22 protein-coding genes and 1 other RNA gene are annotated in these 21,757 nt (G+C 38.1%); 3 read left to right on the plus strand and 20 right to left on the minus strand.

The annotated features are described in order from the left end of the window. The coding region (locus H5S39_RS10605) for a glucose-6-phosphate isomerase (RefSeq protein ID WP_182597041.1) at positions 1-1,031 on the minus strand (1,031 nt) is incomplete at its 3' end. Positions 1,032-1,206: 175 nt separating this feature from the next. Here H5S39_RS10605 and H5S39_RS10610 point away from each other — a divergent pair. Then, the gene (locus H5S39_RS10610) at positions 1,207-1,821 is read left to right on the plus strand and encodes a sugar O-acetyltransferase (RefSeq protein WP_182597042.1); all 615 of its coding nucleotides are present in this window, start codon (positions 1,207-1,209) and stop codon (positions 1,819-1,821) included. A 43-nt stretch (positions 1,822-1,864) separates the two neighbouring features. On the opposite strand, the gene H5S39_RS10615 is transcribed toward H5S39_RS10610, so the two are convergent. The 17 genes from H5S39_RS10615 to murB all read right to left on the minus strand — a co-directional run bounded on the left by H5S39_RS10615 (position 1,865) and on the right by murB (position 19,637). After that, positions 1,865-2,725 carry a GRP family sugar transporter gene (locus tag H5S39_RS10615; RefSeq protein ID WP_182597043.1) on the minus strand — a complete coding sequence of 287 codons (861 nt, stop codon included), beginning with the start codon at positions 2,723-2,725 and terminating at the stop codon, positions 1,865-1,867. 169 nt (positions 2,726-2,894) lie between these two features. Further along, on the minus strand, positions 2,895-4,382 hold the full coding sequence (locus tag H5S39_RS10620; protein ID WP_182597044.1) for a sensor histidine kinase: 1,488 nt from the start codon (positions 4,380-4,382) through the stop codon (positions 2,895-2,897). Then, positions 4,382-5,101 (minus strand): response regulator transcription factor, encoded by a 720-nt coding sequence (locus tag H5S39_RS10625; RefSeq protein WP_182597045.1) that lies wholly within the window; start codon positions 5,099-5,101, stop codon positions 4,382-4,384. Before H5S39_RS10625 ends, H5S39_RS10620 begins: the two co-directional genes overlap by 1 nt. Before the next feature lie 130 nt (positions 5,102-5,231). Next, positions 5,232-5,606, minus strand: a transfer-messenger RNA (tmRNA) gene (ssrA, locus tag H5S39_RS10630). Between the two features lie 93 nt (positions 5,607-5,699). Then, on the minus strand, positions 5,700-6,317 hold the full coding sequence (gene apf, locus H5S39_RS10635) for an aggregation-promoting factor (RefSeq protein WP_182597046.1): 618 nt from the start codon (positions 6,315-6,317) through the stop codon (positions 5,700-5,702). 321 nt (positions 6,318-6,638) lie between these two features. Beyond that, positions 6,639-7,445: a Cof-type HAD-IIB family hydrolase gene (locus H5S39_RS10640; RefSeq protein WP_182597047.1), complete on the minus strand. Its 807-nt coding sequence runs from the start codon at positions 7,443-7,445 to the stop codon at positions 6,639-6,641. Then, on the minus strand, positions 7,438-7,905 hold the full coding sequence (locus H5S39_RS10645) for a MarR family winged helix-turn-helix transcriptional regulator (protein WP_182597048.1): 468 nt from the start codon (positions 7,903-7,905) through the stop codon (positions 7,438-7,440). Before H5S39_RS10645 ends, H5S39_RS10640 begins: the two co-directional genes overlap by 8 nt. Positions 7,906-7,915: 10 nt before the next feature. Continuing rightward, positions 7,916-9,781, minus strand: coding sequence for an acyltransferase family protein (locus tag H5S39_RS10650; RefSeq protein ID WP_182597049.1), 1,866 nt, complete (start codon positions 9,779-9,781; stop codon positions 7,916-7,918). Between the two features lie 85 nt (positions 9,782-9,866). Continuing rightward, the gene (locus tag H5S39_RS10655) at positions 9,867-10,178 is read right to left on the minus strand and encodes a hypothetical protein (RefSeq protein ID WP_182597050.1); all 312 of its coding nucleotides are present in this window, start codon (positions 10,176-10,178) and stop codon (positions 9,867-9,869) included. A 269-nt stretch (positions 10,179-10,447) separates the two neighbouring features. Further along, complete coding sequence (gene glmS, locus H5S39_RS10660; protein WP_182597051.1) at positions 10,448-12,268, minus strand: glutamine--fructose-6-phosphate transaminase (isomerizing); 1,821 nt, start codon at positions 12,266-12,268, stop codon at positions 10,448-10,450. Between the two features lie 214 nt (positions 12,269-12,482). Next, positions 12,483-13,838 carry a phosphoglucosamine mutase gene (gene glmM / locus H5S39_RS10665; protein WP_182597052.1) on the minus strand — a complete coding sequence of 452 codons (1,356 nt, stop codon included), beginning with the start codon at positions 13,836-13,838 and terminating at the stop codon, positions 12,483-12,485. Between the two features lie 27 nt (positions 13,839-13,865). After that, the gene (locus H5S39_RS10670) at positions 13,866-14,759 is read right to left on the minus strand and encodes a CdaR family protein (protein WP_182597053.1); all 894 of its coding nucleotides are present in this window, start codon (positions 14,757-14,759) and stop codon (positions 13,866-13,868) included. Then, a complete protein-coding gene (gene cdaA, locus H5S39_RS10675) occupies positions 14,743-15,594 on the minus strand; it encodes a diadenylate cyclase CdaA (protein WP_231832889.1) in 852 nt (283 codons plus the stop codon). The genes H5S39_RS10670 and cdaA overlap by 17 nt, the downstream gene beginning before the upstream one ends. Before the next feature lie 166 nt (positions 15,595-15,760). Next, positions 15,761-17,122 carry an L-fucose:H+ symporter permease gene (fucP, locus tag H5S39_RS10680; RefSeq protein WP_182597055.1) on the minus strand — a complete coding sequence of 454 codons (1,362 nt, stop codon included), beginning with the start codon at positions 17,120-17,122 and terminating at the stop codon, positions 15,761-15,763. 23 nt (positions 17,123-17,145) lie between these two features. Continuing rightward, positions 17,146-17,541 (minus strand): D-ribose pyranase, encoded by a 396-nt coding sequence (gene rbsD, locus H5S39_RS10685; RefSeq protein ID WP_182597056.1) that lies wholly within the window; start codon positions 17,539-17,541, stop codon positions 17,146-17,148. Between the two features lie 11 nt (positions 17,542-17,552). After that, positions 17,553-18,476, minus strand: a complete 924-nt coding sequence (rbsK, locus tag H5S39_RS10690) for a ribokinase (protein WP_182597057.1) — start codon at positions 18,474-18,476, stop codon at positions 17,553-17,555. Positions 18,477-18,740: 264 nt separating this feature from the next. Then, entirely contained in the window at positions 18,741-19,637 is an 897-nt protein-coding gene (murB, locus tag H5S39_RS10695) for a UDP-N-acetylmuramate dehydrogenase (RefSeq protein WP_182597058.1), read from the minus strand. Positions 19,638-19,763: 126 nt separating this feature from the next. On the opposite strand from murB, the gene H5S39_RS10700 reads away from it, so the two are divergent. Next, on the plus strand, positions 19,764-20,300 hold the full coding sequence (locus H5S39_RS10700) for a 3'-5' exonuclease (protein WP_182597059.1): 537 nt from the start codon (positions 19,764-19,766) through the stop codon (positions 20,298-20,300). A gap of 13 nt (positions 20,301-20,313) precedes the next feature. Continuing rightward, complete coding sequence (locus H5S39_RS10705) at positions 20,314-20,739, plus strand: PAS domain-containing protein (RefSeq protein ID WP_182597060.1); 426 nt, start codon at positions 20,314-20,316, stop codon at positions 20,737-20,739. A gap of 56 nt (positions 20,740-20,795) precedes the next feature. On the opposite strand, the gene H5S39_RS10710 is transcribed toward H5S39_RS10705, so the two are convergent. Together H5S39_RS10710 and tsaE are read right to left on the minus strand one after the other, a co-directional pair. Beyond that, positions 20,796-21,290, minus strand: a complete 495-nt coding sequence (locus tag H5S39_RS10710) for a GNAT family N-acetyltransferase (RefSeq protein ID WP_182597061.1) — start codon at positions 21,288-21,290, stop codon at positions 20,796-20,798. Then, positions 21,280-21,747, minus strand: a complete 468-nt coding sequence (gene tsaE, locus H5S39_RS10715) for a tRNA (adenosine(37)-N6)-threonylcarbamoyltransferase complex ATPase subunit type 1 TsaE (RefSeq protein WP_182597062.1) — start codon at positions 21,745-21,747, stop codon at positions 21,280-21,282. Before tsaE ends, H5S39_RS10710 begins: the two co-directional genes overlap by 11 nt. Between the last annotated feature and the right edge of the window lie 10 nt (positions 21,748-21,757).

The following is a 21,757-nucleotide window of genomic DNA, read 5'->3' on the forward strand; positions in this document are numbered from 1 at the left end:
GGTTCGGTTGGGATTTCCATATCATGGTTTGGCTTATCAAGCTTAACAACGGTCTCCATTAAGAACCGGCGCCCTTCCTGGATGTATTGACCAAGGGAGTGCAGGTCGGTGGTAAAGTTAGCTGAGGATGGGTAGATCCCCTTTTGGTCCTTCCCTTCTGATTCACCGGCTAACTGCTTCCACCATTCGGCAAACATCCGCATGTTCGGCTCGTAGTTTTCCAATAATTCGGTTTCATAGCCCTTACGGTAAAGAATGTTCCGGTAAGCAGCGTATTGGTAGGCTTCATTCTTACTTAAGTCCGGATCAACATAATCCTTTTCTGCTTGGGCAGCCCCGGCCATTAGCTTATCAATATCTGCACCAGAAGCAGCGATTGGCAATAACCCTACTGCGGAAAGAACCGAGTAACGACCACCAACACCATCCGGAATTACAAAGGTTTCGTAACCATGAGCATCAGCCTCAGTCTTCAAAGCGCCCTTCGCTTTATCGGTGGTAGCATAGATCCGCTTATTAGCTTCGGTTTCTCCGTACTTCTTAATTAAGAGGTCCTTAAAAATCCGAAAGGCGATTGACGGTTCAGTTGTGGTTCCAGACTTAGAAACAATATTAATTGAGAAGTCCTTATCACCAATCAATTGAATCAAGTCATGCACATACGTCGAACTCAAGGAATTACCGGCAAAGACAACCAATGGTGCTTGCCGATCCTTCGCCTTTTGGGCTTGGTAGAAGGTATTGTGCAAGAAGTCAATTGCCATTTGGGCCCCAAGGTATGAACCACCAATCCCAATTACCACCAGGACATCCGAATCGCGTTGAATCTTAGCGGCCGCCTTTTTAATTCGGGCAAATTCTTCTTTATCATATTCTGTTGGTAAGTGGAGCCAGTCGCGAAAGTCCGCTCCAGCACCTGTTCCGTTGCGTAATTCATCATTAGCAGCGTTAACCATTGCTTGCATTTCACCAAGTTCATTATCATGTACGAATTGCTTTAATGCGCTACTGTCAAATTTAATATGTGTCATTCCAATAGCTTCTTTCTTTTTTTATTTTTTAGACATTTAAATGATAGCGAATAATGTAGTCGGTTTCAATTAGAAGTACGAATTTTTTCGTAATATCTAAAATTGACATCTCTCATCCGGTTAATCATAATAAAAACAAGTATCCGCTTATAAAAATACAAGGAGGTCCAAAAATATGGAGCAAAATACACAAAATATGCTTGCTGGAAGACCATACCGTCCAGGAACAGCTGAATTAAATAAATTTTCTCGACTCGCTCATCGTTTTTCACGTGATTATAACTTAACGGCTGATGAAGATACTATTGAGCGTGAAATGATCCTTGATAAACTTTTTCCAAGCCACGATGATGGTATTTATCTTCAGGGACCTATTCACATCGATTACGGACGCTTCACCAAAATAGGAAAAAACTTCTACGCTAATTTCAATTTCACCATCCTCGATACCTGTCCTGTAACAATCGGTGATAATGTAATGTGCGGACCCAATGTCTCCATCATTACTGCAATGCACCCGCTCATGTATCAGCAACGCAATATTCGCCAACAAGAAGATGGTACTTTTGACGATGTGGAATACGGCAAACCAGTAACAATCGGTGATAACTGCTGGCTTGCTAGTAACGTTACAGTCTGTCCGGGTGTGACAATTGGCAATGGCTGTGTAATTGGTGCCGGAACGGTTGTAACTAAAGATATTCCTGATAATTCTCTTGTTCTAGGGGTTCCAGGAAAAGTAGTCCGTAAAATAACAGAAAGCGACCGGTTAACTAACTATCCGTACTAAAAAAAGAAGCTGCTTTTGCAACTTCTTTTTTTAGTACTTTTTTTTATGCAAAAATTGTTAAGATGCTTCCGGCAACAATAAAGATAATACCAGCAATTGTAAATGACATTTCGCGGCGAGTCTTGTGTTCATGAAGAATAAGCACACCACCAATTGTCGCAATAATAACATTCATCTGGGTAAAGACAAAGGCAACATTAATACCGAGAGCCCGGCCAGCAAAGATATATGCTAAAGCAGCAATTCCCCATGAAATACCACCCCAAATATTAAGGTATTGTTTCTTTTGTTTAAAGGAATTAATATTTCCAGAGCAAATTGCATAGATGACAGATCCAAGTAAAATTCCTAACATTTCAGGAAGAAAAATTCCCAATGAACTATCATTAGCAATCATTGGCATCTTAGGGAAGGCTGAGTATACCCAGTAACCAATCGTTGTAATAAGAAGGAAAAAGAAGTTTTGAACAGTAATTTTCTTTCCTGAACTTTTATCAGAAACAGAGGTCATTAGCGCTCCCACAATAACAATTGCAAGTGCGATAAATCCAATAGTAAGAGCACGTGCCCCATGCCATTCACCAAAAATAATAACACCAATTAAGGAGTTACCGATTAATTGAAATACTGTTGATAGTGGAATAGTGTTTGAAACACCCATTCGCTTGAATGAAATAAATTGTCCAATTTGTCCAATGGTCCATAAGGCTCCACAAAGTACAGAGAACCAAAAACCAGCTAAACTAACAGTTGGATGACCAAAAATAAAGGCAACTAAACCGACGATTGTAGCACCGGCTCCGATACCAAACATTTGGTTAATTGTTGAACCACCAATCTTACCAGTAATTAGTGGCATAATTCCCCAACCAATTGCAGGGATTAAAGCAAGTAAGTAATTCATAAAAATTCTCTCCTATCAATCCGTAATATATGATTACGAGATATTATATTATCACAAGGTAAACGCTTACACAAGCGCTTTCTTTAAATTTCTTAAAATAAAAAATTGGTCTATAAAATTTAAAAACGCTTTAACAACAAGGTTAAAACGTTTAATGTAAATAATTGGCTTACTTTTTATCGTTATTATTTGTTTGCTGACTATTATGTGGCGCATAATCACGATCTGGGAAGAAGATTGTAAAAGTAGTTCCTTTTCCATAGGTACTTTTTACATCAATCTTTCCACCATGAAGAAGGACTAACTGATGAACAATCGCTAAACCTAATCCTGATTCACCATATTTTGTATTCATTCGTGACCGGTCAGCTTTATAATAACGTTCCCAAATGTTATCAAGCTGTTCAGGTGTCATCCCGATACCATTATCCTCTATTTGGAACTGACTTCCCTTCTCAACACGCTTACCACGGATACTGATTAATCCGTTGTCCGTAAACTGAATCGCATTTTGGATAATATTAAACATAATTTGCACGAAACGGTCATAATCTGCATAAACTCTTAAATTGCGAGCCACATCTAATTTAAGAATATCGTGTTTTTCTTTGGCCTTTTTTGCTAACTGTTCCCGTAAGTTTTCAAGAACTGCTGAAGCATCAAATACTTTCCGCTCCATCGCGATTTGGTTCGTGCGAATCTTTTCATAATCAAGATTATCATTGACAAGGCGGATTAAACGCCGGGTATCATTTTGCATTAGCTGGATACTATGTTTCTTGTCCTCTTCAGGAATGGCATCATATTGTAACCCTTCCAGGATCCCATTAATTGTCGTTAACGGAGTACGCATTTCGTGGGCCGCATCTGCCATAAACTGTCGCCGCCGTTCTTCTTGCCGGCGGATCTCCTGCTGTGATTCTCGAAGCGAAGTCGTCATTTGATTAAAACTACGGCCTAAATCAGCAACTTCATCACGACCACTATCGTTTACCTCGACATTATAATTACCACGCGCAATTTGGTGCGTTGCCATTCGAAGACTATCAATTCGCTTTGTAATCGACCGTGCTAAGAAATAACTAACCGCCAATGTTATTAAACTGGCTGCCAGCAATGCCATAATCAAATTGAGCTTAATTTGACGCATATTTTGTTCAATTGTTGACACAAAAGTTGCAATTGATACTACTGCAATCATCTTTCCCTTGTAAAAATATGGTCGTGAAACTTCTGTCATCCGTGGCGAAGTACTATTAGAAACTCTCGTGTTAATTTTGGGAGTGATTAATTTGGTATAAACTGTTTCTCCCTTTTTTAGTTTTTGCCAATCATTGCGACTCATATTAGGTGCGAAACCATTACTTGCAAAAATTTTGCGATGAGTTGTGTCATAAATAGCAAAGTGAACATTTTGGCGGGTTAACAGATTAGCATTGCTATTTAGAGATTCAGTTGCAAAACCTTCAAAGCTTTGTGTTGCCATATTATAACGAATAGAATCTTGAATTAGACTATCAGAATAGCTTTTCAGTTGCTGCCACGTATTGTGGTACAAAGTATTATTAGTAACGTTAATAAACGAGATACTAACAATAATCATCAATGTTACGATGATAGCAAAAAACGATAGCATCAACCGGTACATTAATTTCATCAGTCATTACCTTCGTCATCAAATTTATAACCAACACCCCAGACTGTCTTAATTACTTGCGGACCAATATCTTCTAACTTTTGCCGCAGCTTTTTAATATGAGCATCAACCGTCCGCTCATCACCATAGTATTCATAATCCCATACTAACTGAAGAAGTTGCGACCGTGTAAATACCTGTCGCGGTTTTGAAGCCAGAGTCTTTAATAGATCGAATTCTTTAGGCGTTAAATCATTTACTAACTTATCATATAGGAAAACTTCGCGGGTCTTAGTATTCATCTTAAAGTGCTTAGTCTGAATATCAAAAGTTTCGTCGTTATCATCATCTTGAACTTTTTCAAACTTATTTAAATGTGTTCGTCGGTACAATGCTTTAATACGTGCAATCAATGTAATAGTGCTAAATGGCTTTGTTACATAATCATCTGCACCAATTTCTAGGCCGAGTACTTGGTCACTTTCTGTATCACGTGCAGTAAGCATAATCAACGGAACCGTTGGCGATACCCGTCGAATATCAGCAGCGACCTGCATCCCATCTTTTTTCGGTAAATTTAAATCAAGCAAAATTATATCCCATTTGTTAGGGTCAGCGTTAAATTTTTCTTCTGCCTCCACACCATCGTAGGCAAACTCATATTGCCATTTTTCTTTTTTAAAGAACATTGCCATCATTTCACAAACAGAATGGTTATCCTCAATCATTAATATTTGCATTTAATTCATTCCTTTATCTAATCATTAACTCTCTATTTTCCTAATTCTAACACAAGTTCTTGAAATTAAAGCTAATAGCCACTAATAAAAAAACTGCCACATACCTGTGACAGTTACTGTAGGCAATTAGCAATGGAGATGACGGGAGTCGAACCCGTGTCCAAGCATATCGCCATTTCAACCTCTACGTTCATATCTCAACTATTTAGACTTTACTAACCAAAACGCCGTTGATCAGGGCAACCATGATTAGCTAGCTTGATTAAACTCTTCTTACTACTTCAAGCGGGAGTAGTAAGCGTAGTCCACTACTTATAAAACCCATTACCGCATCATGGACGAACCCGGAATGGATCTACGCGCGCTACTTGTTAGGCAGCGTATGCGTATGCGTTTGAATTATTGTTTGCAGTTATAATTTAAAACTGAGCGTTTTTACGAAGACGCAACCTTCGAAACGCAGTTGAAACTCGACCTATACCTGTCGAATCCATAAAACATCCCCATAATGAAGTAAATATATTATAACATATTTAGTTAAAAAGAAAAGCCGGAAAGGCATCAATATGTCTCTTCCGACTCAAAGTCAAATTTAATTTTAGTACCAACCATTTGCTTGCCAGAATTGTTGAGCAGCAGTCCATGAACCATAACGACTTGCTACGTACTGGTCTGCAACCCGTTCTTGGTTTGCTGGAGAGTAATCACCATTGAGGTATGATGCTGATAATTGGTATTTACCAACATATTGACCATTAGTAGCACCGTAGTTACCACCAGATTCACGACCAGCAATCCATGCCTTAGCAGCAGCTTCTGAACCAGAAGCATTTGAAGTATAGTTTTGGTTAGCTTGGTTTTGTGTTTGTTGTGATTGTGCTTGAGTAGTTTGTGTACTTTGTTGAGCCGCTTGTTGAGTATTAACATTAGCATTAGCAGCATTTTGAGCGTTGTATTCTTGAATTTCACCATCGCTCTTAATGATTAACTTTTGACCAACAAAAATCTTGTTAATATCTTGAATATTATTCTTTTTAGCAAGGTCATTGATCATGCTGTTGTTCTTAGCAAATTTGTAAGAAATACCTGAAAGTGTGTCACCACTTTGTACGGTGTAAATAGTGTCAGCATTAGCAGCAGTAGCCGTTGCACTAACACCTAAGGCCACTGCACCAAGAGTAGCAGATACTTTAGCAAAGTTTTTCTTAGAAATCATAAATTAAACAACCATCCTTTATTATTTAGCAAATTATCTTTTCCGTTTCAACACCTTATATACTACACTCTAAATATTACTATGCTGTAACAGCATCATTTCTATTTACTACTCTCCGTTTGGTTTTTGTAATATTTTGTAATATAAAATGTCAAGGATTTAGTTTGTGAATTAGTAAAGCGTTGGGCCCGTTACGGTTTCGGTTTACTTAACTTTTGCGATAATTTCTGCAAAATATGAATAAAAAAAGGAAAATTTTTCGCAAAAACTTCATAATTGCTTCAAATTTCCCTTTTATTTTATGCTTTATAACAATCTTTATTACAAAAGTGTTGCAAAATAACGCTCACAATACTTGGCAACCCCATCATTATCATTAGTATCTGTGATTGCAGTTGCGGCAGCCTTAACATTTGGCAACCCATTTTCCATCACAATACCTTGCACCGCTGCTTCTATCATTTCGAGGTCATTATCCGCATCCCCAAATGCCATTAAATTACTAAAGTCCTCATTAAAGTGGTCTAATAATGCTTTTAGTCCAACCGCCTTATTTAAGTTCTTGGGCAAAAATTCCATAATCATTGGTTGCGATTGAACAGCATGATAATGTGCTTTAAGATCAGCCGGTAGCTTGGCAATAATTGGCGATAATTCGGCTGGCTCGATTGCCATTACTGCCTTACTATATATTGTTTCCGGCAAATCATGCATAGCTAAATTATTAAATTCAATATTTTTTAAAACTGTCCGGTATATAGAGCCTGGATAATCATTTAACTCATATACCCGTTCAAAATCAAGAACATTTAATGGTATTTTCTCATTATTCACATATTCAAATAATGGTTTTAAGTCTGCCTTTTTCATTCCCAACTCGAAAAGGTGTTCACGGGATGTATTATTAATAACTAATCCTCCATTAAACGTAATCGTATAATCATCTGGCTTAGTTAATCCCAATTGTTCAATGTATGGCCAGATTGCATTAATCGGCCGCCCTGTACACAAAACAACTCGTATTCCCTGTTCATGTAACTGCTTAAGGATTACTTCGTTTCGTTTACTAATCTCTTTATTACTATTTAGTAAAGTATTATCAAGATCTAGAGCAATCATTTTAATCATTATCTCGTTCTCTCTTTCTAATTTTTCCTTGAATAATTTGCTGATTAAAGTCTTCAAATAACGTCAAAAACTGATCAGCCCGATCCTTACCATAAATCTGAACCCACTTTGAAAAGCGCTGGGTTATTTTTTGCCAAATCTTTGTTTCAACCGCTACCCCTTTTGCTGTTGCGATTAAAAACATCCGGCGGCGATCTGCTGGATCTGCCTTTTGTTCAACATACGCTTGGCGAAAAAGAATTTTAAGCTGCCGTGAAACAGCACTCCTTGTTACCTGTCGCTGTTCAGCAATATCCATCAGTTTAATGTTGGGGTGGCTAATAATCATCCGTAAAATTAGAAATTGTTCAAAAGACAGGTTATACTCACTCGCTGGTTCCGAAATAAAGCTTTCTAATCCTTTTAGGCCCGTTAAATATATATTAATTGCCTTATCTAATAATTGATCTTCAGTTGCCATTATTTTCCCCCTAGCGATCAGCTAAAACAGCCTTAGCAATCAAACGGGCAAAGTGGTCATTTCCCGCCGGTCCCATATGCACATTGTCACTTGCAAACCATTCGGCATGGCCTTGGCTGGCCTTATACCAGTCAACAACATGAACATTTTTATGCTTCTTAGCAACATCTTTTATTTCACTGTTAACAGTCTTTTGCCACGGCTTTGTTGGAACATGAGCTGTTAGCCAATAAATTTGGTGTCCAGGACCAATTGCACTTAATATCTCATCTAATGTATCCTGCGTCATCGACCCGTTTGTTCCAAGATTTAAAATAACAATTTTATTTAAATGACCATCTGCTTTTAATTGCCTGATCACAGCTGGCGTAGCTGATCCCTGACGACCGACTTGTGCATCAACGTAAGCATTAGGCATAAGTTTTTGAATACTATCCGCAGCATCAGCCATTACTGAATCACCAATAGCTGTTACCTTTAACTTTTGGGCCGCCTTTATCTGCGTTGGTGTTAAGTCGTACTGTTTTTGCAGTTTTTTCGTATTGCCACTTGCTTCTGCAATAGTTTCACCTTTAGCAATTTTTTTGTTATGTTTTTCAGCCGCTTGATGATTTTGCTCAATTCTTTGCTGAACTGCTGTCTTTTTCGGTGCGCGATTTGGCTGGCAAAAGCCGATAAATGCAATGATAAACACTAATGTCCCGGCAATAAGCTTACTGCCGCTTTGCCAACTAATGCGATGTCTTTCTAACATCCTTTGAAAATCTACCAGCAGGTTAGACCATTGATACTTAGCACATGGACGTTCTACCAAGCGGTATGAAACCTCACTAATTGCTAGAATTATTCCAATTTCAACAAGCGCGTTCACTAACGGATAATTACCAACCTTAATTATTCGCTCATAAAAAATCATCACCGGATACTGATAAACATAAATACCGTATGATCGTTGCCCAATCCAGTGAAAGACCGGATTGGAAAGCCACTTGTTCATACTAGCTCCAGGATGAAGAATCGTAGCCATTAAAAGGAGCCCTACAAAACTATAGAAAAACATCCCACCACGATAGGTAAAAGCCGACTGACCATTTAACGTACAGAAACCGATTATTGTAATAGCCATTGCTAAAATTCCAACAATATTTAGTAAGTTTCGACTATTTTGTTGAAGTTTTGGCCGTAAACGATTTAATGGCCATGCCAATCCTAGCCAAGAACCAAGGAACAATGAAAAAGCTCGTGTATCAGTCCCGTAGTACACACGGTTAATATTTGACGGATCATATAAAACAGCCATTTCAATTGCTGAGAGAATCGCTAACGCAAATACAGCACGGCGAACTATCCGTGTCTCCTTAAAAACTCTAAAAAGAAGGGTAATAATTAATGGCCATAGTAAGTAGAACTGCGCTTCAACTCCTAAGGTCCATAAATGGGTAAAAGGTGAAATACCACCAAATTGATCAAAATATGATTGACCGTGACTTATTTCCCACCAATTATAAATCCAAGTTAAATTAGTAATGATTATTGCCCGAATATTATGGAGTAGTTCACGAGCAAACAGCGTAATATAAGCTGTCGTTAAAACTAACATCGCTATTAGCGTCGGATACAAACGCCGAAAACGTTTAAGGTAAAAACAGCCAATATCAATTCGACCGCCATATTTAAGTTGGCGATTAAATTGGTAAGTTACAAAATACCCAGAAATCAATAGGAAAAGCGGTACTCCTAAGTACCCACCCATTAAAAAATTAGGTAATAAGTGATAAATTATAACGCCGAAAACGGCTAGCGTACGTAATCCGTCTATTCCAGTAACAAAATAGTGGGTGTGCGTACCCTGTGATGGATTAAAATTCGGCTTCATTGCCTAACCTCCACATTTTTCATACCATATTCTCAAAAATGAAAAAGCCCAAGACTAGTCTTTCAGTCTTAGGTAGTTGCCTTAATTACCCTACATGATTTTCTTTTAAAATTGATTGAACAACTTTATCGATTTCCGGTGGTCGCTTCCATTCTTCCCAGTGATCCATCGATTCATCCTGCATTTTATAATGCGTATTTATAAAATGCTCATATTTAATAACATTTTTAGAATGAGGAATATTTAATTCTAATATCCGTACTTCCTTAATGAATTTACGTTCTGCGGCTAATTCGGCACGACCATTTTGAACCATGTTTCCAATTTCATAATATTTTGAGCCATCATTTCGGGTAATCTCTTCGATTAATGTCAACGTTTCATGTTGTTCTTCCACATTCTCTGCCCCTTTCAACCCTATCATTATAACGAGTTTAAACCAAAAAATCATCGCCTAAATGACGATGATTGGCATAAGAGAGAAAGAGAATTGATTAGAAGGTAAATACTTAATACCTTGCACCTATTATGATAGCGTTTACAAATAAATAAGTCAACCCTATATATTAAACATTTTCAGATAATTTATCAATTTAATTGCTATATTCTAAATAGCAAAAAAGAACCAGTAAATTACAAATGAATTTAACTGATTCTCTTAAAATTTTATTGAACTGTAACTGATTTTGCTAAATTTCGTGGCTTATCAACGTCAAGTCCTTTACCAAGACTAGTATAGTAAGCCAATAATTGTGCCGGTAAGACACTTAACAATGGTGTAAGAACCTCATCAACGTCTGGCAAGATAAACGTATCGTCTTCTTGGGCAAGGTGACGTGAAACAATTGTGATTGTACTTGCGCCACGTGCTTGCGTCTCTTCAAGGTTACTCCGTGTTAAACCAGCAGTCCGGTCTTGCGTAATAATTCCGATAACTGGTGTATGGTCTTCAATCAACGCAATTGTTCCATGCTTTAATTCACCTGAAGCAAAACCTTCTGCCTGAACGTATGAAATTTCTTTTAGCTTTAAGGCAGCTTCTAGTGATACCGACCAATCCATTCCTCGACCAATGTAAAAAGCATTCGGAACCTTAGATAGGTAACGAGAAGCGATTTCTTCAATTTTCTTCTTACTGTCAGTAATTGACTGCATCCCGTTAGCCACTAGCCCTAATTGGTGTTTGACATCAAAGTCCTTAGCCGCCTGTTTGCCCATATATACACCAAGTGCTTGAGCAAGAATAGCTTCAACTGCGATTTGAGCAGTGTAAGCCTTAGTAGAGGCAACTGCAATTTCTGGGCCCGCATAAAGTAACTCAGTATACGTAGCTTCACGAGAAAGAGTTGACTTGTCAACATTAGTGATTGTTAAACTTGGCCAATTATTCTTATTAACATTAACTAATACTTCACGACTATCAGCAGTTTCACCACTCTGACTTAAGAAGATAAAGAATGGTTTCTTGGAAAGTAATGGTTGTTCATAAGCAAATTCTGATGAAATATGAACAGAAGTCGGAATTCCACACAGCTTTTCAAAAATCCGTGCACCCACCAATCCGGCATGGTAACTCGTACCTGCACCTACAATATATAAGTGGTCAGCATTAGCCATATCCTTAAGGAGCTTTTCATTAATTTGGGCAACATTACTATCACCAAAATACTTTTGAACTAACTTCCGCATAACTGCCGGTTGTTCATCAATTTCCTTAAGCATGTAGTATGGGTAAGTGCCCTTATCAGCAGCGTTAGCATCCATATCGACTTTAAATGTTGGCCGTTTAACCTCATTACCATCAAAGTCCTTAATAGTAATATGGTCAGGCTTTACAATAACTAATTCATGATCGCCAATTTCCATGAAGGTATCGGTCTCCTTAATCATTGACATCGCATCAGAACCGACCATGTTATAGCCATCAGCTACTCCGACTAATAGGGGACTCTTATTTTTAGCAACAAACAAAGTATCCGGCTGTTCTTTATCCATTAAAACAAATGCATAAGAAGAATCAGAACTAATTAACCGCAAGACTTTAAGAAAAGCTGCTTCGGTTGACATTCCTAATTCAACCACAAATTTATCAACTAATTGAACAATAACTTCCGTATCAGTCTGGCTAACAAATTTTACATCAGATAAGTATTCCTTTTTTAATTCAGCATAATTTTCAATTACACCATTGTGGACTAAATAAAAACGTTCGTCTTGTGAATATTGTGGGTGGGCATTAGCCTCATTCGGTTCACCATGCGTGGCCCAGCGAGTATGACCAATACCAGTTGTCCCATGAACTTCATCGCTAAGAGCTGCTTCTAAGTTAGTAATCCGTCCTGAACGTTTTACAAGGTAGTCATGTCCTTGCTGATCGTTAACATAAACCCCAGCAGAATCATAGCCGCGGTATTCAAGACGCTTTAATCCGTTAATTAGAATTGACAAGCTTTTGTCAGTTCCTGTAACTCCAACAATTCCACACATAATTAAATTCCATCCTTTAAATAAAATTGGTATAGATAACTAGTGCTAGGCACCAGTTCTAAGCAACTGTATTGTATAGTACAGTTTTTAACTTTACTTGTCAATCATTTTATTTGATTGGTCTATATAAGATATTTTTTACATTCGATAAAAATACCCTGTAAATATATAGGTGCTATCTGATTCCACTTATATATTCACAGGGTCTTATAATCTACTTAACTTCTAATTCTGCTCTTGCTACATCCCCAATTCGTTCAACATATTCATGAACTAATTCAGGTGTAGCTGCTTCAGCCATAATACGAAGAAGTGGCTCTGTTCCACTTGGCCGGACTAGAACACGACCATCACCATTCATTTCTTGTTCAACTTGGGCAATGACTTCCTTCAACTTTGGGTTTTCCATTGCGCTCGCCTTATCCGCAACTTTAATATTTAATAATTCCTGTGGATAAGTCGTAACATCACTTGCTAATTCAGCTAGGGTCTTACCAGAATCTTTTACAACTGATAAGAGCTGAAGTGCAGTAAGCATCCCATCACCCGTCGTATTGTGGTCTAAGAAGATGATATGTCCTGATTGTTCACCACCAAGATTATAACCATTCTTTAACATCTCTTCGACAACGTAACGGTCACCTACTTTAGTCTTAACGCTCTTTAAATCGTGCGCTTCTAAAGCCTTATACATCCCTAGGTTACTCATTACCGTCGTTACTACGGTATCTTTCTTCAATAAGCCTTTTTTATCCATGTATTTTCCACAAATATACATGATCTTATCACCGTCAACAATATTTCCTTCATTATCAACAGCGATACAACGATCACCATCACCATCAAAGGCTACACCAAGATCCGCGTCATTTTCAACAACCGCTTTTTGAAGACTTTCCGGATGAGTGGAACCACAGTTTAAGTTAGTATTTAAGCCATCTGGCTGGTCATTGATTGGAATGAAATCAACATTCATATCAGCAAATAGGTTTGAAATAAAGCCACTTGTTGCACCATTAGCAGCATCAACAACAACCTTTAATCCTTCTAAGTCAGTTGAAACTGTTTGTTCAAGAAATGAGGTATATTTTAATGCTCCTTCATGATAATCGGCAACTGTTCCCAATCCCTCATCAGAAGGACGTGGTAGCGTATCTTCTTCAGCATCTAATAATTGTTCGATTTCATATTCAAGATCATCCGATAGTTTAAAGCCATTACCACCAAAATATTTGATCCCATTATACTTGATCGGGTTATGGCTTGCAGTGATCATTACTCCTGCATCAGCCTCCTGTGCTCGTACAAGGTAAGCAACTCCTGGAGTAGTAACAACCCCAAGCCGTAAGACCTCAATTCCAACCGATAATAATCCTGCAACCAATGCGTTTTCTAGCATTTGTCCTGAGATACGGGTATCACGAGAAACTAATACTTGTGGTTGCTTTCTTTCAGAATGCCGAGTGAGAACATAACCACCTGCTCGACCAACCCGAAATGCTAATTCAGGACTAAGATCTTGATTTGCAACACCACGAACACCATCTGTTCCAAAATATTTTAACTTCATGTCACTTCTCCTCTATATATTAAAGAATTAATTTGTATTACTTGAACTTGAATCTCCACTATTATTTATACTACTTGATGATTGAGATGTCTCCGTAGACGACTCCGAAGATTCTTCTCTAGATGACGACTTAGAGCTACTCGTATCACTCTTACCATCACCATCACTACTTGACGATGAGCCATTTGAACCACTACTTTGCATTCCTGGAGATACGGGAATTGTTACATTAGTGGTTGTTGGTGAAATCACCACATTTAACGTTTGTCCATTCCGATCTAGGGCTTGAAGGGTAACTTGCCGCGAAATATTATCTTTAGCATTATGTGGTACTGCAACATAAGCAACTATTTTATCCACATGGTTAACCTCTTCACGTGACCCTGTTACCTGAACATTTTGAATATCACTATGTGGTCGTCCAATTTGATAATCATTATCTAAATTCTTGGTACTTAGACGCACTGTTACCTTCATTGTAATCGTCTTTCGTGGTTGAATATTCACATTAATGTACTGCGGACTAATACTAGAAGTTAATTCAGAATTTAAACCGCTTGTTTTTAACTTAACACGATGTTTTCCCGGAGTTAGATCTGAAAGGTCTGCATAAACTTTAAAGTTTTGCGTATTAGACGTCGTGGTAACTAATGCTGACGGACCGGTAACCTTAACTTTTACATATTGTGGGTAGCCACTCACTATATACTTAGCATTATCTACAGTGACATCAAGTGGCATTTTGATTGTTGCCGATTTATCAGACATTAATGCACTATTCTGGTTGTTATTCCGTGTATTTTGCCGAAGAAAGCCGCTCTTGCTTCCATTTACATACATAAATAAGAAAAGCGCTAGAACTAACGAAATAACCCGCAAAAACCACTTACGACGGAAAAAGCCCTTAGTGTTTTTGCCCATGACGGCCACCTCCTTTGCGGTGGAACTTAGCATATAATTCTGTTATTAAGTTTTCATGTTGCGGTTCATGAGTATATAACTGGGCCCGCAAAAATTTTAGATAATCTTCTCGTGACAAATTTCTAATTAACTCATTATCCTTAGTAATTGAAACTTCGCCAGTCTCTTCTGAAATTACTATTGTCAAAGCATCGGTTACCTCACTAATTCCTACTGCCGCCCGGTGACGCGTCCCTAACTCCTTAGGAATTAGCTTACTATCAGAAAGCGGTAAATAAGCAGCCGCAACCGCAATTCGATTATCTTTAATAATTACTGCCCCATCATGCAACGGAGTATTAGGAATAAAAGTATTAATTAATAACGCACCAGAAATATCCGCATCCAACGGAATTCCAGTCTCAATATACTCTTCAAGCCCCGTCTTCATTTGAATACTCATTAGGGCACCAATTCTTCGCTTCGACATATACTGGATTGCCTGATCTAACTGTTTAATCGTATCCTCTTCCTTCTCATTAGCCGTCTGATTATGAGTAAAGAAGGTTCCCCGACCTAGGTGTTCTAATCCTCGCCGAATTTCTGGCTGGAAAATAACAACAATTGCAATAACACCCCAGTTAAGAATCTGATCCATCACCCATGATACTGTACTTAGGCCAACATACCAGCTGACAATTTTAACGAGGATAATAATTAAAATTCCTCGAAAAAGTTGTACCGCTCTGGTCCCACGAATTAACATTAATAGCTCATAGATTAAAAACCAAATCACTAAAATATCAATTAAATGAATCAGATTTTGCCATGTAAGAAGCGAAACTATAAACTGCATCGCATTCACCATCCTCTAAATCACGTTCATATTATATCATTTCATTTTAGCTTTGACCCTACCTGAATGAAATTTATGTGTATTTCCCATTATATAATTAAAGGTCCAGTTAGCTGATATTAAGCTACTGAACCCTATAATTAAATTTTATATTTCCCGGGGAATATTAATGTTCTTGAACTTCATCTGGATGTGCCTTTTCCCAACGATGCTCTGTCCAGAAGTAAAGAGTAATAAGGGCAAAGCAAATTGCAGGGACAATAAATGATAATTGCATTGATCCGCTCAAGTCAGATACCCGTCCTTGAATTGTCGGTACGATTGCTCCACCGATTAAGGACATAACAATAAATGCCCCACCAGTTTCTGTGTACTTCTTTTCATGAATTTGATCTAGCGTATGAGCATAAATAGTTGGCCATTCCGGTCCAAAGAAGAAGCTGGTAACAATTGCTGCGATAACTGCTGTAATATTTGGAATTGTAAAAGTAATAATTAAAGAAATAGTTCCTAGTAATGAGAACCATGTTAATACTTTAGTAATTGAGTACCGGTCAAGGAACCAGTTAGCAACAAGCTTACCAAAGAACCATGCAATGTAACTATAAATCATAAAAGTTGAGGCAGCTGCATCAGAAATATGCGAATCTAACCGTAATGCTAGTCGAATCGTAAACGACCATACAGTAGTCTGCATACCTGCATAGATAAATTGGCAAAGAACCCCCTTCATGTAACGCTTGTTATGGAACAAGTAGTTAAAGGTTTCACCTAATGAAGGTTGCTCCTCTGCCGCTTCCTGTGCATCCGCATTGGTTGATAAGGCCTTTGCTCGTGGCATCTTGGTTATTGCCAAAACAATAAAGATAATAATTAAAACAATTAAAATATATTTGTACGGCCGCAAAGTTAATTGCAATAAGTGCTGGTTATATGCTTCCGCCTCAGCTTTGGACATTTTGGCAACCTTATCGGCAATATTGCCACCTTCACCAAAGATAAGATACTTTCCAAGGACAATTCCCATGATGTCCCCTAATGGAATCAATACATTAGCAACGTTTAATCGTTTATTAGCAGTCTCCTTGGGGCCAAACATTGTCGCATAAGTATCACAACTAGTCTCTAAGAAACTCAAACCAATCGCAATCGCAAAAATTGCTGCTAAAAACATACTATAAGTGGCAACATGTGAAGCTGGGAAGAACATTCCACAACCAATAATATAAAATAATAGCCCAATAAGAATTGCCAACTTGTATGAAGTCTTCTTAATAATAATCGATGCTGGGATTGCCATTAAGAAATAACCACCATAAAAAGCACTTTGCACAAAAGCAGTTGCAGTATCATTTAATGTAAAAACCGTCTTAAACTGCGTAATCAAGATATCATTAAGACTCGCAGCTGCTCCCCATAGTGGGAAAATCAAACATAAAATGACAAATTGGAACATTGGTGTCCGACTAAGGTAACCGTTAGGAAGCTGAACCCAGCTTTGTCCTTTATTATTTATTTCTCTATCCATACTTCTTTTTCTCTCCTACAAAATTAGAATGTTACACCTGATTCAAGAATAATATTTGAATATGGTGTCATTTCACCAGTGCGAATAAAGGCATGAGTTTTAGCGAGATTCTTTTTTAAATCGCTATGTGGCATAAATGCTATCTCAACACCTGGTAAAGCTTTCTTAATATTCTCTAATTGGTCCGGATTTTGATCCTTGATTTCATTAGCCAAGTAAATCTTTTGAACTTTCATTTCTTTCAAAACGTTATTCAAAACATCCATAAAACTTGGTAGTTCCTTATCTACGGCTAAGTCAATCTTTTTCGTGCCAAATGGAACTGGCATTCCCGCATCGCCAATTGAAAGCCAATCCATATGCCCCATATTAGCAACAACTGCCGAAACTTCTGAATTAATAATTCCTGTTTTTTTCATCGTCCTACTCCTTATTTTTCTGCTAATGCCTTTTCAACAGTCTCATGATCAGGAATTGATGGCATTGCTCCCATTTGCTGAACAGTCAAACTAGATGCACGCTGAGCGTATACTAGTGCTTTATCAACGTTTGATAAGTCCTTTGCTAATTGTGAACTTAGTGCACCAAGGAAGGTATCACCAGCTGCCGTCGTATCTACGGCCTTAACCTTAAACGCTGGTACTAATCCATGTGCTGTTGGTGTTGAGTAAAAGACACCCTTTGAACCTAACGTAATTAAGAGGTGCTTAACTCCACGTTCACGGAAGTATTCTGCACTTTTTAACATTGATTCTTCATCAGTAATCGTAATCCCTGTTAAAAGCGCACATTCACTCTCATTTGGTGTAATTACGTCAGTATACTTTAATAGTTCAGGCAAGATCTCATGAGCAGGCGCAGGATTTAAAAGAGTAGTTACTCCATGTTCTTTTGCTTGCTTAAATGCAGCTAATGTAACTTCTTGCGGTGTTTCAAATTGGCTAATTAAGAAATCTGCATCTGCCAATACATCTTCAATTCCCGTTAAAACGTCCGTAGTCATTGCCTGATTAGCACCGCCATATACCATGATGTCGTTTTGTCCGTTTGCATCAAGGGTAATTGCTGCGCTACCCGTCCCATGTAATTTATCCGTCATGATATGACGAGTATCAATATTATCATCTTCCAACGATTCCAGCATGTAGGCCCCTTCCTTATCAGAACCTACTGCACCAATAAAAGCAGTCGTAGCACCAGAGCGAGCTGCTGCTACTGCTTGGTTAGCACCCTTTCCGCCTGGAGCTGAACTTTTACTTACTGCTGAAATTGTCTCACCAGGTTGAGGAAAACGATTAACATGATAAGTTGTATCAACGTTAATACTTCCTAAAACAACTACATTATTGTTCATGAAATATACTCCTAACTTTGTGAATTTTTTCAAAAATGTGACTTAAATATCCTATCACACTTTGAAAGTGATTACAAAGACGCCTTCTACTTACGGTATATCGTTATACCTCAAAATCCACTGAAATCGCTTTTCAGTAAAGAAAATAATTTTTTAATGAGTATTTTGTGAGATTCTTTCATAATTCATCAATAAATTATACTTTTTAATAAAAAAGTGTAAGGCTTAGTGAACTTTTTTACGCTCACCCCTTACACTTTTAGTTTAATCCTGACGTCCAATAATTCTTACTTCTGTTTCTAAATCAACGCCAAACTTTTCTTTAACAGTTTTCTGAACATGGCGAATTACATTTACATAGTCTGCTGCTGTTCCATGATCAATATTAACAATAAAGCCAGCATGCTTGGTAGAAACCTGCGCTCCGCCTGATGTATAGCCTTGCAGGCCAGCATCATGAATCAACTTCCCTGCATAGTATCCTTCCGGCCGTTTAAATACACTTCCGCAAGATGGCAGATCTAAAGGCTGTTTTGCTTCACGCCGTTCATTTAAATCATCCATTTTTGCCTTAATCTCATCGTAATCGCCTGGTTCAAGAGTGAAAGTAGCATCTAACACTACTCCTTTATTTTCTTGAATACTACTATGACGGTAACCAAAATCCAATTCCTTATTTGAAAGGTGTTCAATCGTGCCGTCAGGTAACATAACCGTCGCATCTGTAACTACATTTTTAGTTTCTCCACCATATGCACCGGCATTCATAAAGATTGCGCCACCAATACTTCCAGGAATCCCCGCAGCAAATTCTAACCCCGTAAGATTATTATCACGTGCCATCCTAGTAGTATCAATATAAGATGCACCGGCTTGGGCAGTTACTTTATTATCATGAACCTCAATCTTATTAAGGCGCGTAAGGATTATCGTTAGATCGTCTATTCCCCCGTCACCAACAATTAGATTGCTTGCATTTCCAAGAACAGTCAACGACATATCATGGTCGCGTACATAATCCACTAATTGCTTAACCTGATCAACCGTTTCAGGAAAAGCTAACCAGTCTGCTGGTCCTCCTGTATGGGTATATGTATAATTCATTAATGGTTCATCTTGTTTAATTTCAATGTCAGGAAACTCATTCATCAAATTAGCCATTTTATTTTCTTCCTTTTTTATATTTACTTTCAAAAGCTATTGTATCATTTTTCTAAATTAAACGTTTTGAAAAACGGTTAGTTAATTGTACAATAATAATATTGAAATTTGCGAGGAGGGTATTAAATGAACTTTGTAGCAATGGATTTTGAAACTGCCAGTAGCAAGCGTTATAGCGCCTGTTCGTTAGCTCTTACCATCGTTCGTAACGGAAGAATTGCTGATGAATTTTACACACTGATTAATCCACATACTGATTTTTTCTGGCGCAATGTTCAGATTCATGGGATTCATGAACGGGATGTTTTAAATGCACCAGATTTTCCAAAAGTATGGGAACATATTAAGCAGTTTTTTACCCCTGATAAGTTAGTAATCGCTCATAACAACCGCTTCGATAATAGTGTCTTAAAAAATACCCTTGAACACTATCAAATTGAGGCGCCCGCATACCAAACTCTTGATACAGTAGCTAGTAGTCGACGTCTAATTCCTGGTCTAGCAAATTATAAGCTTAACACTGTCTGTGACGCATTAAGCATCGATCTTCATCACCACCACAATGCCCTTGATGATGCTCAAGCCTGTGCTAATATCTTACTCTACCAAAGTCAGCATTTTGCCCCGCAACAGATTCAACCCTTTATTAAAATGATCGGCTAAAAGGAGAGATATTATGACAGATATTAAACTTAATGGTGGACAACTTAGCCTCCAACAATTAAACGCGATATTTAAAACTATTCCTGTTGAATTTGACTTTATTGATGAAAATGACATTGTTCGGTGGTCTTCAGCCAATGATCACCGGCTTTTCAAGCGAACTGATAGTGACCTTGGCAAGCACGTATTAGAAGTCCACCCCGGACACAGTCAAAGCCACGTTAAGCAAGTTCTCCATGACATGCATAGTGGCGAACGCGATTCTATCAGCATCATGATTAAGTATCATGATCGTCCAGTTAACATTGCCTTTTACGCTCTTCGTGACAAAGATAATAACTATTTAGGATGCGTTGAAGTTACCCAAGATGTTAGTTCACACCAGCAAAAGGGTTCACTCTGGCGTAACATTAAACAGGTCCTTCATAAAAGTAAATAAGTAAAAATCCCCCTTAAATCAGCAATTGTGTTGATCTAAGGGGGATTTTATCTTGCTCACTTATTTTTTTGCTGGTATTTCATCTGAATAACTCGGCGTCCTTCTTCGGTTACCGTCCCCGTATCAACAAAACCCAATTGGTGGTATAAGTTAATTGCGGCAATATTATCATCAAAAACTGTTAATACCAAATTCTCTAAACTACTATAAGTTTCAAACCAATATTCAGCTTCATCAACTAGAAGACGGCCAATTCCATTTCGCCAATACTTTTTCCGCACAACTACTCCTAATTCACCAGTAGTTGGCTGTTCTTCTAATACCATTACCGTTACCATGCCGACTATTTCTTCTTCAAGCATTGCGAGCATCATCACACAATCATCGAACTGGTTAATCAGGTCAATATTTTGCGCCTCTTTTGCTTTACTAACTTCCCGTAAATGAGGAATAAGGACTGCATTGCTTTCAGTAGAAACTGTCCGTAAAAATTGTAAGACCTGCCCAGCATCAGCACTGGTCGCTAACTTAATTGAAATTTCATCTGCCATGCCCCATCACGCCTCTTACAATTTGATTAAAGTGTGCCCCATGCGGTTCAAATTCAAGTATTCGAGTATCATCATCACCTGTTCGTTTAAAATGAATCGCCAAATAATCTGCTGGTAACTCATCTTCAACAAATTCAGCCCACTCAACAACTGATACCCCATCGCCGTCAAAGTATTCTTCAAGGCCTAAATCTTCAGCACCACCATTTTCCAACCGGTAAGCATCCATGTGGTACAACGGTAATCGGCCATCTTGATACTCATGAATAATTGTGAAAGTCGGGCTTTTAATAATGTCTGGTATCTCTAATCCCTTAGCGATTCCCTTAGTAAAGGTTGTCTTTCCAGCACCTAAATCGCCATCTAAAACTAAGACATCACCCGCTCTTAGCTGTTGTCCAATCCTATTTCCAAGGTCGATTGTGGCATTCCGACCTGTCATGGTTAGTTTTTCCATCTTTATCTCC

Source organism: Limosilactobacillus rudii, from assembly GCF_014145455.1.
Taxonomy (GTDB): Bacteria; Bacillota; Bacilli; order Lactobacillales; family Lactobacillaceae; genus Limosilactobacillus; species Limosilactobacillus rudii.

What these genes read in the sequence shown, in the direction of transcription:
- H5S39_RS10615 (WP_182597043.1), bottom strand. Translation starts at nt 2,725, where the DNA reads ATGAATTACTTACTTGCTTTAATCCCTGCAATTGGTTGGGGAATTATG.
- H5S39_RS10640 (WP_182597047.1), bottom strand. Translation starts at nt 7,445, where the DNA reads ATGATTAAAATGATTGCTCTAGATCTTGATAATACTTTACTAAATAGT.
- tsaE (WP_182597062.1), bottom strand. Translation starts at nt 21,747, where the DNA reads ATGGAAAAACTAACCATGACAGGTCGGAATGCCACAATCGACCTTGGA.
- H5S39_RS10705 (WP_182597060.1), top strand. Translation starts at nt 20,314, where the DNA reads ATGACAGATATTAAACTTAATGGTGGACAACTTAGCCTCCAACAATTA.
- murB (WP_182597058.1), bottom strand. Translation starts at nt 19,637, where the DNA reads ATGGCTAATTTGATGAATGAGTTTCCTGACATTGAAATTAAACAAGAT.
- H5S39_RS10700 (WP_182597059.1), top strand. Translation starts at nt 19,764, where the DNA reads ATGAACTTTGTAGCAATGGATTTTGAAACTGCCAGTAGCAAGCGTTAT.
- glmM (WP_182597052.1), bottom strand. Translation starts at nt 13,838, where the DNA reads ATGAAGTTAAAATATTTTGGAACAGATGGTGTTCGTGGTGTTGCAAAT.
- apf (WP_182597046.1), bottom strand. Translation starts at nt 6,317, where the DNA reads ATGATTTCTAAGAAAAACTTTGCTAAAGTATCTGCTACTCTTGGTGCA.
- H5S39_RS10620 (WP_182597044.1), bottom strand. Translation starts at nt 4,382, where the DNA reads ATGAAATTAATGTACCGGTTGATGCTATCGTTTTTTGCTATCATCGTA.
- H5S39_RS10670 (WP_182597053.1), bottom strand. Translation starts at nt 14,759, where the DNA reads ATGGGCAAAAACACTAAGGGCTTTTTCCGTCGTAAGTGGTTTTTGCGG.
- cdaA (WP_231832889.1), bottom strand. Translation starts at nt 15,594, where the DNA reads ATGCAGTTTATAGTTTCGCTTCTTACATGGCAAAATCTGATTCATTTA.
- H5S39_RS10610 (WP_182597042.1), top strand. Translation starts at nt 1,207, where the DNA reads ATGGAGCAAAATACACAAAATATGCTTGCTGGAAGACCATACCGTCCA.
- rbsD (WP_182597056.1), bottom strand. Translation starts at nt 17,541, where the DNA reads ATGAAAAAAACAGGAATTATTAATTCAGAAGTTTCGGCAGTTGTTGCT.
- glmS (WP_182597051.1), bottom strand. Translation starts at nt 12,268, where the DNA reads ATGTGTGGAATTGTTGGAGTTACAGGAACTGACAAAAGCTTGTCAATT.
- fucP (WP_182597055.1), bottom strand. Translation starts at nt 17,122, where the DNA reads ATGGATAGAGAAATAAATAATAAAGGACAAAGCTGGGTTCAGCTTCCT.
- H5S39_RS10710 (WP_182597061.1), bottom strand. Translation starts at nt 21,290, where the DNA reads ATGGCAGATGAAATTTCAATTAAGTTAGCGACCAGTGCTGATGCTGGG.
- H5S39_RS10650 (WP_182597049.1), bottom strand. Translation starts at nt 9,781, where the DNA reads ATGAAGCCGAATTTTAATCCATCACAGGGTACGCACACCCACTATTTT.
- H5S39_RS10625 (WP_182597045.1), bottom strand. Translation starts at nt 5,101, where the DNA reads ATGCAAATATTAATGATTGAGGATAACCATTCTGTTTGTGAAATGATG.
- H5S39_RS10645 (WP_182597048.1), bottom strand. Translation starts at nt 7,905, where the DNA reads ATGGCAACTGAAGATCAATTATTAGATAAGGCAATTAATATATATTTA.
- rbsK (WP_182597057.1), bottom strand. Translation starts at nt 18,476, where the DNA reads ATGAACAATAATGTAGTTGTTTTAGGAAGTATTAACGTTGATACAACT.